Annotated in this window: 14 protein-coding genes; 4 read left to right on the forward strand and 10 right to left on the reverse strand. The window is 58.0% G+C overall.

All coding sequences use genetic code 11. From position 1 onward, the window contains the following. Nucleotides 1-296 precede the first annotated feature (296 nt). A complete protein-coding gene (locus tag FJE54_RS03020; protein WP_139651272.1) occupies nucleotides 297-515 on the reverse strand; it encodes a helix-turn-helix domain-containing protein in 219 nt (72 codons plus the stop codon). 88 nt (nucleotides 516-603) lie between these two features. Between FJE54_RS03020 and FJE54_RS03025 the strand changes: the two genes are divergently transcribed. Further along, nucleotides 604-882 (forward strand): helix-turn-helix domain-containing protein, encoded by a 279-nt coding sequence (locus FJE54_RS03025; RefSeq protein WP_139651273.1) that lies wholly within the window; start codon nucleotides 604-606, stop codon nucleotides 880-882. A gap of 70 nt (nucleotides 883-952) precedes the next feature. On the opposite strand, the gene FJE54_RS03030 is transcribed toward FJE54_RS03025, so the two are convergent. Continuing rightward, nucleotides 953-1,240: a helix-turn-helix domain-containing protein gene (locus FJE54_RS03030; RefSeq protein WP_139651274.1), complete on the reverse strand. Its 288-nt coding sequence runs from the start codon at nucleotides 1,238-1,240 to the stop codon at nucleotides 953-955. A 182-nt stretch (nucleotides 1,241-1,422) separates the two neighbouring features. Here FJE54_RS03030 and FJE54_RS03035 point away from each other — a divergent pair, with 182 nt between their 5' ends. Then, nucleotides 1,423-1,635, forward strand: coding sequence for a helix-turn-helix domain-containing protein (locus FJE54_RS03035; protein ID WP_139651275.1), 213 nt, complete (start codon nucleotides 1,423-1,425; stop codon nucleotides 1,633-1,635). Nucleotides 1,636-1,711: 76 nt separating this feature from the next. Here FJE54_RS03035 and FJE54_RS03040 read toward each other — a convergent pair whose 3' ends face one another. Genes FJE54_RS03040 through FJE54_RS03055 form a run of 4 tightly spaced genes read right to left on the reverse strand, consistent with a single transcriptional unit; the run spans nucleotide 1,712 to nucleotide 4,724 of the window. Next, nucleotides 1,712-2,872, reverse strand: a complete 1,161-nt coding sequence (locus tag FJE54_RS03040) for an ABC transporter permease (protein ID WP_139651276.1) — start codon at nucleotides 2,870-2,872, stop codon at nucleotides 1,712-1,714. Next, nucleotides 2,869-3,546: an ABC transporter ATP-binding protein gene (locus FJE54_RS03045; protein WP_139651277.1), complete on the reverse strand. Its 678-nt coding sequence runs from the start codon at nucleotides 3,544-3,546 to the stop codon at nucleotides 2,869-2,871. The genes FJE54_RS03040 and FJE54_RS03045 overlap by 4 nt, the downstream gene beginning before the upstream one ends. A gap of 8 nt (nucleotides 3,547-3,554) precedes the next feature. Next, nucleotides 3,555-4,460 carry an efflux RND transporter periplasmic adaptor subunit gene (locus FJE54_RS03050; RefSeq protein WP_139651278.1) on the reverse strand — a complete coding sequence of 302 codons (906 nt, stop codon included), beginning with the start codon at nucleotides 4,458-4,460 and terminating at the stop codon, nucleotides 3,555-3,557. A 27-nt stretch (nucleotides 4,461-4,487) separates the two neighbouring features. After that, nucleotides 4,488-4,724: a hypothetical protein gene (locus FJE54_RS03055; protein ID WP_139651279.1), complete on the reverse strand. Its 237-nt coding sequence runs from the start codon at nucleotides 4,722-4,724 to the stop codon at nucleotides 4,488-4,490. A gap of 159 nt (nucleotides 4,725-4,883) precedes the next feature. Between FJE54_RS03055 and FJE54_RS03060 the strand changes: the two genes are divergently transcribed. Both FJE54_RS03060 and FJE54_RS03065 read left to right on the forward strand, forming a co-directional pair. Next, nucleotides 4,884-5,603, forward strand: coding sequence for a response regulator transcription factor (locus tag FJE54_RS03060; protein WP_139651280.1), 720 nt, complete (start codon nucleotides 4,884-4,886; stop codon nucleotides 5,601-5,603). Further along, nucleotides 5,560-6,936, forward strand: coding sequence for a sensor histidine kinase (locus FJE54_RS03065; RefSeq protein WP_139651281.1), 1,377 nt, complete (start codon nucleotides 5,560-5,562; stop codon nucleotides 6,934-6,936). The genes FJE54_RS03060 and FJE54_RS03065 overlap by 44 nt, the downstream gene beginning before the upstream one ends. Before the next feature lie 316 nt (nucleotides 6,937-7,252). On the opposite strand, the gene FJE54_RS03070 is transcribed toward FJE54_RS03065, so the two are convergent. From FJE54_RS03070 to FJE54_RS03085, 4 genes are all read right to left on the reverse strand, one after another. Next, nucleotides 7,253-8,698, reverse strand: a complete 1,446-nt coding sequence (locus FJE54_RS03070; RefSeq protein WP_139651282.1) for an IS3 family transposase — start codon at nucleotides 8,696-8,698, stop codon at nucleotides 7,253-7,255. 427 nt (nucleotides 8,699-9,125) lie between these two features. Further along, entirely contained in the window at nucleotides 9,126-10,415 is a 1,290-nt protein-coding gene (locus FJE54_RS03075) for an amidohydrolase family protein (RefSeq protein ID WP_139651283.1), read from the reverse strand. 53 nt (nucleotides 10,416-10,468) lie between these two features. Beyond that, nucleotides 10,469-11,497: a type II toxin-antitoxin system antitoxin SocA domain-containing protein gene (locus FJE54_RS03080; protein WP_139651284.1), complete on the reverse strand. Its 1,029-nt coding sequence runs from the start codon at nucleotides 11,495-11,497 to the stop codon at nucleotides 10,469-10,471. A gap of 647 nt (nucleotides 11,498-12,144) precedes the next feature. Then, nucleotides 12,145-13,650 carry a helix-turn-helix transcriptional regulator gene (locus tag FJE54_RS03085; RefSeq protein ID WP_139651285.1) on the reverse strand — a complete coding sequence of 502 codons (1,506 nt, stop codon included), beginning with the start codon at nucleotides 13,648-13,650 and terminating at the stop codon, nucleotides 12,145-12,147. Nucleotides 13,651-13,670: the final 20 nt, after the last annotated feature.

The raw sequence follows: 13,670 nt of genomic DNA on the forward strand, positions 1-13,670 counted from the left end.
CTCACTAGAAAAAAGCCTTTGAAAAGGTTGTGTAGCGTCGGTTCGCGGACAGCATCCTCGCAATCTGCTATTGAACCAGAATAGACATTCGCCCTCGCCAAAGATCGTCCATATGGATGATCTTTGGCGAGGACAATCGGGGGGCGCTGCGCCGTCAAATTCCTGAACAGGCACAATGCCCGCGGCTTTTCGAAACGGCTAGAACGAAACGCGCATCCATGCCAGAAATCGTCCATATGGACGATTTCTGGCAAACGAGCGACCGTCCGTCGCTCATCACAAATTGAAAACCACCCTCAAGGCTCTTCCGCATCGGGAACGTAAGCCAGGATATCCCCCGGCTGGCAATCGAGGGCCTCACATATTCCATCGAGCATGCTGAACCTGATCGCCCGCACCTTCCCAGTTTTCAGCCTCGATACATTCACCGTGCTTTTGCCAACCGATCGAGACAGTTCATGCAGCTTCATTCCTCTGTTTCGAAGCGCCTCATCAAGAGTAACGACGATCGCCATATTCTCAAGCCCACTCTCGTGTTCGGTATAGACCGATTGTCACTATATAACGGGCCATAGTATACCCTGAAAGCCATACCCTATTTGGATGGAAAAAGATAAGTTCGTACAAGCAAGCAGCGATACCAAAATCGATATCGGCCACAGGCTGCGAGCGCGGCGGACTCAGGAAGGATTGTCGATTCGTAAGCTTTCACTTATGTCAGGTGTAAGCAGAACGATACTCAACGAAATCGAGCTAGGACGGAGCAACGCAACTGTCGATACGCTCATCAAACTCTCCAATGCCCTCGGAATCGAACCCTACATGCTGTTTACCGACAAGCGCTTTCCCGAAGACGCAAGCAGCAACGCCCCTCGTACCTGAAAGCTAAACGCTCGATCACTCGAGATAAGCAGGCGACGTCGCCCCGCTGGCGCCCGCAAAGGTCTGTGCGTTATTCCCGCGCGTCTTCATCCCTTGCATCTTCCATTCGCCGTGCCGTTTTTTCGCCATCGTCTGAGGTGCCCGGCTCTGAGTCCGCTCGCTCGTATTCGAGTATGTCTCCGACACCGCAGTCCAAAGCCTCGCAGATCAGCTCGAGCGTCGTAAATCGAACCGCCTTCGCTTTGCCGGTTTTTATGCGCGACATGTTCACGTTGGAAAGCCCAACGCGACTCGAAAGCTCTTTGAGCGACATATTCCTCACTGCCATCATATGGCTCAGTTTTACGACTATGGGCACGTCGACACCATCCTTGCAAGCTCTGCCTTTCGCGAGTGACGGAGAAAAGACTGCGAGGCTTCGTTCCGGACCGCAAATTCTGATATATCCGATCATATATTCAGTAAAGATACCACTGAATAACCCAGATTGCACACTCATAATAGTCCACGTGCAATGATGATTTAGATGATCATATTTGCATGGGCAATATACGTGTACAGTTCGGATTGCGAGTCAAGGCGCGCCGAGAAGAACTCGGTTATTCGCAGCGCGCGTTCGCCGAGAAGCTCGGAGTATCGCATTCGTACATTGGCGATGTCGAGGTGGGCAGGCGAAACGTCACTCTCAATACCATACTGAGGCTTGCGGAAGGGCTCGATACCACCGTCGGAGATTTGATGAGCGGGCTCTAGATTCCGCCGGTACTCAAACGCAAACAGGCCCCCGGCTTGTGCCGGAGGCCTTTGCAAGAAGCAGAACGCCCGCCATCTACTCCTGACGAAGCGCCACGACAGGGTGCAGCTGCGAAGCGCGGTAGGCGGGAAAGATGCCGAACACGACGCCGATGAGCATACTGGCACCTGCGGCGATGCCGATGACGGGCAAAGACACGGCACAGGAAACGCCCGCATACTCTACCACCGCGCACAGAGCAATCCCAAACAGGATTCCGAGTGCTCCCCCAAACAAACTCAGAACGAGCGCTTCCACGAGGAACTGGAGCAGGATGTCGCCTCGCTTGGCACCGAGCGCCTTTTTGATGCCGATCTCGCGTACGCGCTCCGCTACGGATACGAGCATGACGTTCATAACGCCGATTCCCGCGACCAGAAGCGAGATGCTCGCAATGCCGGCCAGCAGAAGCGTCATCGTCTCGTTCACCGTTCCCCCAGCGCCCAATATCTCGTCTTGCGTGTTCACGGAGAAAAGCGAGGGCGCGATGCGCTTCTCGTGCTCGAGATAACCCGAGATCGATCCTTTGGCCATCGGCACGGCATCATCACCCGTTGCGCGGGCGTAGATCGTCGCGATCTTCCCATCTGATCCCAACGTGTCCGCCGACTGGTACGGGACAAGCACCAAACCTTCGGTGTTGAGACCCATCGACTCTCCCTTTTCCTCAAGCACCCCCACGACGGTGAACTCATCGCCGGCGAGCTTGACGGTTCGTCCGAGCGCATCGGTCGTATTGAAGAGATCGCGCGCAACGGCACCGCCGATAATGCAGACCTTCGACTTGTTTTCTCGATCGACCGACGAGAGATTGCGCCCTGAGGCAAGTTCGAGGTTGCGAACGGCCAAATAATGCTCGTCTGACGCTTCGACCATCGCGCGATTCGTTTTCTCGGTACCAGCGCTCACCTGCGCATCGAGGTACTTCGACGGTGCTGCATCCGCCACACCGGGCAGCGCGCGCACTTCGTTCATATCGTCGTACCCGAGCGCCCCGTCGAACAGATACGCTGATACGATATCGCCGCCGAGAGCCTTCATCTGCTCTGCAACCTGGCGGTTCGATCCCTCGCTCATACCCACTAACACGATGACCGACGAGATGCCGATGACGAGTCCGAGCATGGTGAGAGCCGTGCGCAACTTGTTGCGGGCCACGTTTTTGACAGCTTCCTTGCCAACCTGCAGCCACTTCATGCTAACCCCGCCCCTTGGGCCAGCACGCCGTCGACCATCTCCACGACACGGCTCGCTCCACGGGCAAGCTCGGGGTTGTGGGTGATGAGCACGATCGTCTGCCCCCGTTCGTTGAGCTTCTTGAACATCGCCATGATCTCGATGCTCTTCTTCGAATCGAGGGAACCCGTCGGCTCGTCGGCAAGCAGAACGTCAGGGGTGCCCACGAGCGCCCGCGCAATGGCAACGCGCTGCTGCTGACCTCCCGATAGCTGCGAGGGCAGATGCCGCTCGCGGCCTTCGAGGCTGAGCCGGGCAAGCGTCGCGCGGGCGATGGCGTCCGCCTGCCGGGCGCGCATACCCCGATACATGAGCGACATGCTTACGTTTTCTTCCGCCGTCATAGTTTTGAGGAGGTTGAAGCTTTGGAAAACGAAGCCTATTTTACGATTGCGCAAAGCGGCAAGCCGATTATCCGACATACGCGAAACATCTTCGCCGCCGAGCAGGTACGTTCCTTCGTCGGGCGTATCGAGCAGCCCGAGGATGTTCATGAACGTCGACTTGCCCGACCCCGAAGGACCTACGATGGCAACGAACTCGCCGCGCTTCACCGAGAACTCGACGTGATCGAGCGCACGTATCTCGGTATCACCCATACGGTATCGCTTGGTCAAACCAGTTATAGCGATCATGGCGCACCTCACCCCACTGCGGAGCGCGATATGAAGGTGACGCCATCGCCTCCATCGCTCGGTTCGGCAGGTGCCGTCTCGTTCACGATTACCGTATCGCCTTCGCTGAGCCCCTCGAGTATTTCGACCTTCGTGCCGTCGGAGAGACCCGTTTGCACCGTGACCGTTTCAAGTGCACCGTCGGGCTTTTGCACGAGCACGAACCGGGTTTGGTCGCCCGCATCGGACACGGCGCTTACCGGCACGGTGAGCACATCGACCGCTTCGCCCACCTTGATGCTCGCGTTGGCCGACATGCCGATGAGCATGCTTCCATCGTTGGGTATCTCGATCGTCACCTTGTATTTCGAGCCGGTCGCGCTGTACGTGCCTACCTCGTTGATGCTCTTTACTGCACCGGCATAGACAGCGTCTTCTTGAGCAGCCAGCTTCACCTCGACCTCTTGCCCCACGGACAAGGCGGCGATGTCCGTTTCGGGTACCTCAAGCTCGACGTGCATCGTATCAACGCGTGCGACCTCAACGTAATGCTCTTCGGTAAGCTCGTCGCGCTCTTTCTCGGGCAGGTTCTTCGACAACACCACTAAATCGTACGGAGCGATGAGCGGTTCGCCGTACGTGTACTCGACAAGCACCGTACCCGCCGCGATGCGCTCGTTGAGCGGTACGTCGGATGACTTGAAGTAACGCCATTTCGCCATTTTGAGCTTCTCGGTTTCAGAGGGCTTCACTTCGCCCGGCCCGGTCACGAGCTTTTCAACCGTACCTCGCTCGACCTGAGCGGTCGGCAACGTCGAAGGTTCCTCGACATCTTCCGGCATAGGGCTGCTCTGCCCTACCAGCAGATAGACTATCGCGCCCAAAACAACGACGAGCGCCGCTATGACGAGAGCCTTTCCTACGGTTTTCACCATATTCGTATCCTTTTCTCTCACCCTGCCCTATTCGGAGACTTCGCCCTCGGATGCCGATCCCGACGGCGACACGATCACATCGGCAGCCGCGTCTCCCCCTGACCCGTCCTTGTATTGGAACGTCCCCGGGCTGCCGGCAGAATCGCCGAACCCAATGAGACCCTGAGCATTGAGGTTTTTGAGCAGCACCAAACCGGCACCCAGCATGATAAGCACGACCAGCACGATAACCAGGTTTCTGAACGCTTTGCTTTTCGCGTACATCGATTAACTCCTTCCTCGGTTTCAATGTGTTCGCATCCTAGCGAACCGACCTTTAAAGAAACGTGAAACCGCAATCCCCGCTCGTGGAAATATCTCCATGCCGGTTTAACCTTCGCTTAACGAAGCGGATGATAGAATGGGCGCGAAGAAGGTGCATGCATGAAGATCCTCATTGTCGAAGACGACCGCAACCTATCGCACGCGATCAAGCGATGCCTTGCATCCTCGCTGGACTCGGACCAAGCGTTCGATGGAGCAGAGGGTTACTTTCTTGCAAGCAAAGGCATCTACGACCTGATCATCCTCGATCTGATGCTGCCCGTAACGGACGGATACACCGTGCTCGAACGGCTGCGCGAAAACGGCATCTTCACCCCTGTGCTCATCTTAACGGCAAAGGGCATGCTCGCCGATAAGGCGCGTGGATTCAAAGCAGGTGCCGACGACTACCTGGTGAAACCGTTTCACCGCGACGAGCTGCTCATGCGCATCGAGGCAATCCTGCGCAGAACGACAGGCCGCTACGAGGAAAAAGCACTCGCATTCAAAGACCTCGTCGTTTCTCGCTCGCGCCGCACGATCGAAATCGGCGAAACCCAGCTCGACCTCAAGGGAAAACAATTCGACGCGCTCGAATACCTGGTAGAAAACCAGGGTCGTCTCGTCTCGAAAACGCAGGTGTTCGATCGCGTGTGGGGATTCATGTCCGATACCTCTTCAAACGTGGTCGCCGTGTACATGAGCGGCATCCGCAAGCAGCTGAAGCCTTTCGGCTACGATACGTACCTCAAAACGATCCGCGGAGTCGGATACATGCTCACGGAGGAAGCTACCCATGATACTGAGGAAGAAGATATCCGCAACACCGTCGCCGATTGAAAATGACCACCTAAAGCGCGAATCGATCCGCTACACCGCTTTGTTCTTCGTCGTGTTCGGACTCATCTTCGCTCTGCTCGGCATGTTCGTGTACCAAACCGTGAGCTCGAACATATTCAGAGCTGTCGATGAGCAACTGCTCGTTCCCAGCTCGAGGGCAACCGTCGATGTGGCATCTTCTGCAACCTATTCCATCGAATCGTCAAGCACGGGATCTGCCGATGAAGACTTTGAAATCAACGAAGGCCCCGGCATCGGAGCCCTTTCCTTGAGCGAGAGCATCGATGCAACCATCAAGGACAACCCGCAAACCATACTCCTTGCTCGTGCGAGCAACGGCACGACTACCGACACGTACGGCCTCTACTCAACCTATCCCGATTTCATCGCTGATTTGCCGTTCGATTCCAACATCCTCGATACCCCGTATCTGATAGGCCAGGACGGACACCATTACCGAGCCGTGAACTACCTGCTTGAAAGCAACGATTCCACCGTGGCCTACATGCAGGCCATTGCAAACGTTGATTCCGAGATCGCGATCCTCGATCAGTTCACTACGATGCTCGTCGCGGGCCTGGTTGTCGCACTCTTGGTTTGTGCCGCTGCAAGTTACCTGCTGTCGCGCATGACGCTGCGCCCCATCGCAGTCGCGTGGGAAAAGCAAACCGAATTCGTGCAGAACGCCTCGCACGAGCTGCGTACTCCGCTCACCGTCATCCGTACCACCCAGGAACTGCTGCTCGGCGATCCCAACGCGCGCATCGTCGACAAGTTCGAGGACATAACCCTGACGATCGAAGAAGCCGAACGGCTTTCACGTCTCAGCGAAAACCTTCTCGAGCTTACCGCTTCGGATGCGGGACAGCGTGGCTTGGAGATGAGCGATACGGATATCGGAAAGCTTTGCGAAGAGATCGTTACGGCGTACGAAGAACTCGCCCTCTTGCAGGGCAAAACGCTTCTTTTCGAGACGGAAGACGGCGTATCGGCGCGCGGCGATCGCGACAAGCTTCGCCAGGTGCTTGCCATTCTGCTCGACAACGCGCTCAAATACACAGGCGAGGGGGACAGCATCACGGTACGCGCAGCCTCCCAAAGATGCGGGGCGGTCATCAGCGTGACGGATACCGGCATCGGTATAGACGAGAGCGATCTCGCGCGCGTGTTCGACCGCTTCTACCGCGCTGATGCGGCCCGCTCGCGCGAGACGGGGGGAGCCGGACTCGGCCTTCCCATCGCAAAAGGGATCGTTGAGGCCCATGGGGGCTCCATCCGCTTGGAGAACGTGGAGCCGAAGGGGATCGCCGCTATCGTGGAACTACCGCGGTAGTCCAGCGACCCGCTACGGCGCATCGACACCCTGCCCGCTCCTTCTGTTTGGACCGTTGCTTCTCTTGCCAGACCGCTTCCCATCTTGGCGGACTGCCGCTCCCCTTACCAGATTGCCGCCCATCTTGGCGGATTGCCGCCCATCTTGGCGGATTGCCGCCCATCTCGCAAACCGCTGCCCTCGGTCCAAACCACCGCTCCCTTTGCCAACCGCTGCCCTCGGTCCAAACCACGACACAAGGCCTCTTTACGTTCCGAGGATCAAGAATTTCGGCACAAAATCCGAGGTTGGGGGTGCGGCAGGATTCTTGGACTGCTCAGGCCGCCAGCCCGAGCCTCCTGCGGCGGCCCTCGATGGTCTCGCAGGTGGCCTTCTTCCCGTTCTCCCTGAACGTCTTGAGGCGGCCGTCATTGTACCACGTGATGTAGCGCGCGACGGCCTCGAATATCTCGGCGACGGGCGCCCCCGCGCGCACGAGCGAATGGAACGCCTCGACCTTCGCCCGGCCGAAGAAGCCCTCGCACGCCGCGTTGTCGGGGCTGTGCCCCTTGCGCGACATCGAGCGCACGAGGCCGGCCCCCTCGCACAGCGCGATCCACCCCTTCCAGCGGTAGTGCCCGCCGCGGTCGGAGTGGATGACGGGACGCTGGCCCTCCCGAAGCGTCGCTATCGCGTCGGCGAGCGTGGAGTTCGCGAGCTCGGCGTTGGGGCTCTCCGAGGCGCGCCAGGCGACGACCTTGCCGTCGAAGCAGTCGACGACGGCGGACAGGTAGCACTTGCCGTCGCGCCCCCGCATCTCGGTGATGTCGGTGAGCCACAGCTCGTTGGGCGCGTCCGCCGAGAAGTCGTGCCTCCCGTGCTCGCCGAGCAGCAGGTTCCCGGGCGCGTCCGACACCTCGCCCGCGTACGAGCTCCATCTCTTCTCCGACCTGGAGCACCGGGCGACGAGCCCCTGGCGCGCCATCGACTCGCGCACCCTGCGCTCGGGCGCGCGGACGCCGCCGGCCTCCAGCGCCGCTCTGAGGCGGCGGTAGCCGTAGATCCCGCCGTTCTCCGCGAAGGCCGCGGCCACGGCCCCGTCGAAGCCCCCGTCCGTCATGCCGGACGGGCTATCGAGCCTCGCCCGGTGGTAGAGGTAGGTGCTCTTCGAGATTCCCAAGAACGTCGAGATCCGTGCCAGGGAGCACCCGCAGTCCCGCCTCAGCCTCTCGCCTAACCCGACGAGCCGCCTCTTCGACAGGCTCGCCGGGCTTGCGGCTTTTGGGTCGCGCATCAGCTCCTTGTAGACGCTCACCTCGAAGAGCGCCTCCTCGAGCTCGGCCCGGAGGGCCTCGATCCGCCTGTCGTCCGATCCCGCCGCCTGCCCCATGCCCGGCTTCGCCCCCTCGTCCTCGCGCGGCGCGCCCTCCGCGCCGGTCTCGGACATGATAGCGCTTTTGCGGGCCTTCCTGCTCCAGACCGATATTATGCTCGCTTCGGCGATGCCGAGGCGGCGGGCGATGTGCGCGGGCTTCTCCCCGAGGCCGTAGAGGCGGACGGCCTCCGCCTTGGTGGCCTCGGGGTAGCGGGAGTGGGGCGCGTGCTCGGCGCGCCCCTTCACCCTGGGCATCTCCGCCGGCAGGGAGCCCTCCTCGGCCTGCTCCAGCCACCGCCTCAGCGACTCCCTGGACGGGGTCCCCCATTTCCGCTCGGCGGCGCGGGGCGTGAGCCCCTCGGCCCACATCGTCTCGACGTAGCGGACCTTCTCCCTTTCCGTGTACATGCGGCTCCCTCCTCGCGGCCCCCGCGGGGGCCGCTCGATCGGTCGTGGACCGCCTGCCGGCGGTCCAGCTTCCTGCCGCACCTCCGGTTTGACAATTGTATAACTAGATACATAATTAATTTTGCCTATACAGCCAGAGAAACGCCTGGTCACAAAATTTCAAAATGGCAAAACCCGATTGTATGACATTCCATAATTGTCAAACCTCCAATTTTGTGCCAGAATTCAGGTTCTCGAGAACACGTTTTCTTGCACTCCTAGGTCGATGCAGCCTTATGCATGCAGGGTAGGACTCAACCAAATTAATGCAAGCTCGCGCGCCCAAGCTGGGCAAGCTGCTACAGCGAAGTCACACAGGGCAAAAGGGCAACCGTAGCATCTTACGCTTTCTTACGTGGCAATGGGCCGCCTTTCGACAACTTCGAAGCTACAGCAGCTTGTCGAGCTCTGCGTCCACGGCGCTCACGCGCTTCGGCGAAGGGCGATCCAGGCGTCGGCCGCGTGCGACAACCATACTCGGCGTGCGAAGCGCGGCGAGGTTTTCAAGCGGGTTCGCGTCGTAAAGCGCGATGTCGGCGCATTTGCCTGCCTCGATGCTACCCGTATCCTCGGCTATGCCCGCGATTCGCGCGTTCAAAAGCGTTGCCGTATGGATGGCGAAGGCCGGCGACACACCGACGTACTTCGCGAAGTAACAGACCTCGCGCCACATGTCGTACTGCGTGACGAACGGACAGCTTGAATCGGTGCCGAGGCCCACCGGCGTGCCCGCATCGAGCGCACCGCGTGCGCCCTGAACGATGCCTTCAAGCACCACGTTTGCGTTGAACTGGGTGAACTCGTTCATGAGCGTCACGCTCGGATCGAGCTTGCACAGGGGGATGGCCGGCGAGATGGTGCAGATGTCGGCCGACCCCGTGTTTTGGTAGAGCGCAGATATCTCGGCTGTCGCAGGCGCTCCGTGCTCGACGGTGTCCACGCCTCCTTCAAGCGCGACGAGCACGCCTTCGGTGCTTTCGGTGTGGCTCGCCACGTAGAAACCGAGCTTGTGAGCTTCGTCGCATACGACCGCCGTTTGTTCGAGGTTCATCTTGAGCTCGCCGGGCTCGCCCTTCACCTTCGCATCCATCACGCCGCCCGTCACACATATCTTGATAAAGTCGACCCCGTGCTTTTTGTGCTCGCGCACGAGCGCGCGCAGGCCTTGCTCATCGGTTGCCGTCACCGCAAACGTGCCATCGCCATGACCGCCCGGCACCGTGATGGCTGGCCCCGATACGAGCAGACGCGGACCGACGACATGCCCCGCGTTGATGCGGTCGCGCAAACGCACATCGGACCAATGGAAATCGCCCACTGCCCGCACCGTGGTCACACCAGAAGCAAGCTGGGTTTGCGCACCCGATTTCACCATCGAGTCGAGTATTTTCGCACCGAGCGCCGTCTTGGTGATCTTGATGAGCGTCTGCGCGCTACCGCCGCCCGAAAGCGTCTTGCTCGGCTTGCCGGAACCGAACAGATGCACATGCAGGTTGATAAGTCCGGGAATCGCGTACTTCCCCGTGCACTCCACAACTTCATAGCCAGGCACGGCCTCACCGTGATCGGCAATCGCCTCGATGACTCCCTCGTTCACGAAGATGTCGACGTGCTCGCGCAGGTTCTCTTCGCCTTCGGTTCCGTCGAACAGGATGCAGTTGGAAAGCACGTACTTCATAGTCGGCCTCGTTTCAGTCGCTCGCGTTTGGTTCAGTATACTGCGATACTGCGCTATCCCGTAGGTGCCAACGTGCTTTTCGAAAACGCCTCATCAGCGTACTTTGCAATATCCTTGCTGCTTTTCATCCCAAAGGCATTGGCTATTCTTCTAAAGTAGTTCTTCATGTCGTTCGTTGGAACGGTATCGTGCTCGGGTTTCTCTTGCGTTTTCACACTTGTTCCATTTCTGCTCGCTATAGGATCCTCATTGAGGACCATTTGCGTAAGAATGCTTCCGCTGTATCGACCGAAGCTGTTGAAAACTGCCTTAAGCAGCTCTTCTTCGACACCTTCGAACGCGTCCGCAAGCTTAGCTTCTGCTTGCCCCTGATTACTATATTCGACAAGGAGATCTTTTCCTTGATACTCCTGTAGGAGCTGCCCGTACACAGGACCAGCGTCGCCCACCATCGGACATTGCTCAAAAAGAGGGGAGTCAAGAAAAACGTAGCTGAACCCTTGGGCATAATAGGTAAGTTTTTGCAGCATCATTGTGGTTATATCGCCTTCTGACAAAATACAGAAGTAATCGGCGACCTCGTAAATCTTTTCAGATGACTTGAAATCGCTATCCAAAACAGATGCAACTGCTTCTTCGCTTTTTCGAAACGCGATTTTTGAAATACGGTCTTTTCCCTTAACGAGCACTCGATAATATGCAGCAGGATCACTGTAAAGCCTCTCGATTACATCCGAGTACTCTTGAGAGGGAGCTTGACCATCCATAAAACGCGTATAGGTTATCTCGCCCCATCCGAGCAGAAGAGACAAAGGGCGTTTTCCTATGTTGTAACGTTTCGGCATCTCTCGAATTTTAGCAAGCGAGACAAGTCCTTTCTTCTCGCGAACCGCTTCGTTGAACGCACGGCCAGCCTCTTCCTCGAATGGCTCGTAAACCGCTTCGCCACCGCACTTTTCGCAAACCGCTTGCTTTACCCAATACGCATATTCGACCCCATCGAGACTCGTTGTGCATTCGACTTCCTTTACGCTGAAAGAAACATCACGTTCGCAGGTGGGACAATATGCGCTTTTTACCATGGTAATCACCTATTCTCCAAAGGCTCTCAGAATCGGATATTCTAATTCGTGAAGCGATACTACGATGTCATGAGGTCCGTTTCTTCTTTGGCAGTCATGTTTTATGTAGAGTCGAACTTCGCGGTACCCGCTTGCTGCTTTATACAGTACCCGATCGGCACAATACACATACAGCACGCTTCCATCGCCGCTCTTCACCGTATGGCAGAATTCGTCCGCTGTAACGCTTAAGAGAAGCTTTTGCTGCTGCTCTTTTCGCCATAAACCGTAAATCCTCATGCAGTCAGAATTCTTCTGTCGGGATTGCCCCCTACCAAGGGGGTCGCCCTTAAGCACAACGAACGATCCTTTTCGTATGCAAGCATGAATCATACGCGTATAGGAGCATATTTCCTCATATCGATACTCCATGCAGTAATAATCGCTTGAATAATCGGGCACCACAATGGACTTTTTTTTCTTCTTCGGTAAGCTCGAGTGGATAGAGAAGATTTCCCATGGTGCTCCGTCCTGTGCACAATTAATGTATCAATGATACATTAATTTCTAAATGTGTTCAATACTCACACGCGACCGATCCTACTGAGTTGGCCGAGGCGCCCTACCGGAAGAGGCGGGGCTCATATCGCTCCACCCCAATAGGGCTTTTACCGCCGTGCATCCACCATATCGATGAGCTGCTGGCGTGAATGGATGTAGAGCTTCTTGTAGATGTTCTTCACGTGCTCGCGAATGGTGTTCTCGGATACGAAGAGCTTCTTCGCGATGCTCGCACGGGTATGGCCTTGCGCAAGCAGGACGAACACCTCGGATTCTCGGGCTGACAACTGGAACTTTGCAGCAATGCGTGCGCACCGATCCTCAAGGGATTCGACAACACCCGTATCGCGAGGTACGCCGGTCGCATCGAACGGCAGACCGCTCACCTCGGCAACGGCGTTGGCGCCGGGGACGCCGCGCCTCTCGTCCTGTTCCCCAGCCCGGATACGCTCGCCGCTTTGCCCTTGCGCTGCCCGCGCTTCCCCATCGGAAGCCTCGTCTTCGGATAACCGCATGGTCAGGCGGCTTCCCACCAAAAGCACGGCGCCGAGCACCACAAGCACCGCCACCAGCACCACGCTGTTCATGATCGCCTGCGTACCGCTTCCCGCCAAAGGCAGGATGTTCTGCCCGATGAACACGCCGCCCGCATAGCCCCACCACAGCGCCGTCCATACCGCAGGAAACACCATCGGAAGGCCGACGATGCGATGGCGATCGATTTCGACGAGCACGAGAAATACGCAAAGGCGCAGAAACGCCCATGAGAATATCGTGAGCGCAAGCCAGATATCCGATCGGCCGAGATCGACGATGTTGCAGAGGATCACCGCGACAAGGCATGGAGCGAATACCTTGATGAGCGAAATCGCCTCGATGCGCTTTCGAAAAACCACTGCGGCAACGAAGCACGCGCACGAAACGACGATGGCCGCCGTAGCCGTGTTGGCGTTGAGCCCGCGCATGGAATCTTCGGTTGCGACATCGGCCGTCGTACCCGCAACGATGCCGAGGGCCACGGCGAAAATTGCCACGCCGACGCCGAGCTTCACGAACTCCAGCGTGTTCGTGGGGCGCACCAAAAGCGGGCGCTCGTCGAGCGGCTTGGCGCGTATCGCGAGAACGTAGCAAATCCATGAAATGGCCCCGCACGCCACCACGGTGACGGGGATGGTGAAGTAACCGCTGCTCATGGCAATCCGGTCGATCACGCTTGAAAGGAAGAACGCGAAGCAGACGCCGATGAGGGTATCGCTCGAGGATCGCTCGGAAAACGCCATCGCCCACACGAATGCAACAGCGGCCGCAACGAATCCGAGCACTGCTGCGGCAACGTAGATTCCCCAAAGCGGAAGCAGCGTTTGGGCTACGAGCACACTTGCGACGCACGCCGCGACCGTAGCGAGAAACGAAAGGCCGATCGACCACGCAGGTGTGAACGTACCCGCATCGCGCTTGTAGCTGAACACGCAAAACGCAAGCAGGAACGCGACGCTCACGCTGCCCACGAGCAAGGGCGAGATCGCTTTATCCGCAGAACTGGGAAACAAAAACGAAAGCGAAGCATTCTGCCACACCAGAAACAGGGCGAACCCGATGGTAAGCGGATTCATGGCTACACATCGTTTCCCGG

The organism is Raoultibacter phocaeensis, assembly GCF_901411515.1.
Lineage (GTDB): Bacteria > Actinomycetota > Coriobacteriia > Coriobacteriales > Eggerthellaceae > Raoultibacter > Raoultibacter phocaeensis.

Bases quoted from the DNA above. Each gene is read 5' to 3' on its own strand.
- FJE54_RS03020 (WP_139651272.1), bottom strand. From the start codon at position 515: ATGGCGATCGTCGTTACTCTTGATGAGGCGCTTCGAAACAGAGGAATG.
- FJE54_RS03025 (WP_139651273.1), top strand. From the start codon at position 604: ATGGAAAAAGATAAGTTCGTACAAGCAAGCAGCGATACCAAAATCGAT.
- FJE54_RS03035 (WP_139651275.1), top strand. From the start codon at position 1,423: ATGGGCAATATACGTGTACAGTTCGGATTGCGAGTCAAGGCGCGCCGA.
- FJE54_RS03040 (WP_139651276.1), bottom strand. From the start codon at position 2,872: ATGAAGTGGCTGCAGGTTGGCAAGGAAGCTGTCAAAAACGTGGCCCGC.
- FJE54_RS03045 (WP_139651277.1), bottom strand. From the start codon at position 3,546: ATGATCGCTATAACTGGTTTGACCAAGCGATACCGTATGGGTGATACC.
- FJE54_RS03050 (WP_139651278.1), bottom strand. From the start codon at position 4,460: ATGGTGAAAACCGTAGGAAAGGCTCTCGTCATAGCGGCGCTCGTCGTT.
- FJE54_RS03055 (WP_139651279.1), bottom strand. From the start codon at position 4,724: ATGTACGCGAAAAGCAAAGCGTTCAGAAACCTGGTTATCGTGCTGGTC.
- FJE54_RS03060 (WP_139651280.1), top strand. From the start codon at position 4,884: ATGAAGATCCTCATTGTCGAAGACGACCGCAACCTATCGCACGCGATC.
- FJE54_RS03065 (WP_139651281.1), top strand. From the start codon at position 5,560: ATGATACTGAGGAAGAAGATATCCGCAACACCGTCGCCGATTGAAAAT.
- FJE54_RS03070 (WP_139651282.1), bottom strand. From the start codon at position 8,698: ATGTACACGGAAAGGGAGAAGGTCCGCTACGTCGAGACGATGTGGGCC.
- FJE54_RS03075 (WP_139651283.1), bottom strand. From the start codon at position 10,415: ATGAAGTACGTGCTTTCCAACTGCATCCTGTTCGACGGAACCGAAGGC.
- FJE54_RS03080 (WP_139651284.1), bottom strand. From the start codon at position 11,497: ATGGTAAAAAGCGCATATTGTCCCACCTGCGAACGTGATGTTTCTTTC.
- FJE54_RS03085 (WP_139651285.1), bottom strand. From the start codon at position 13,650: ATGAATCCGCTTACCATCGGGTTCGCCCTGTTTCTGGTGTGGCAGAAT.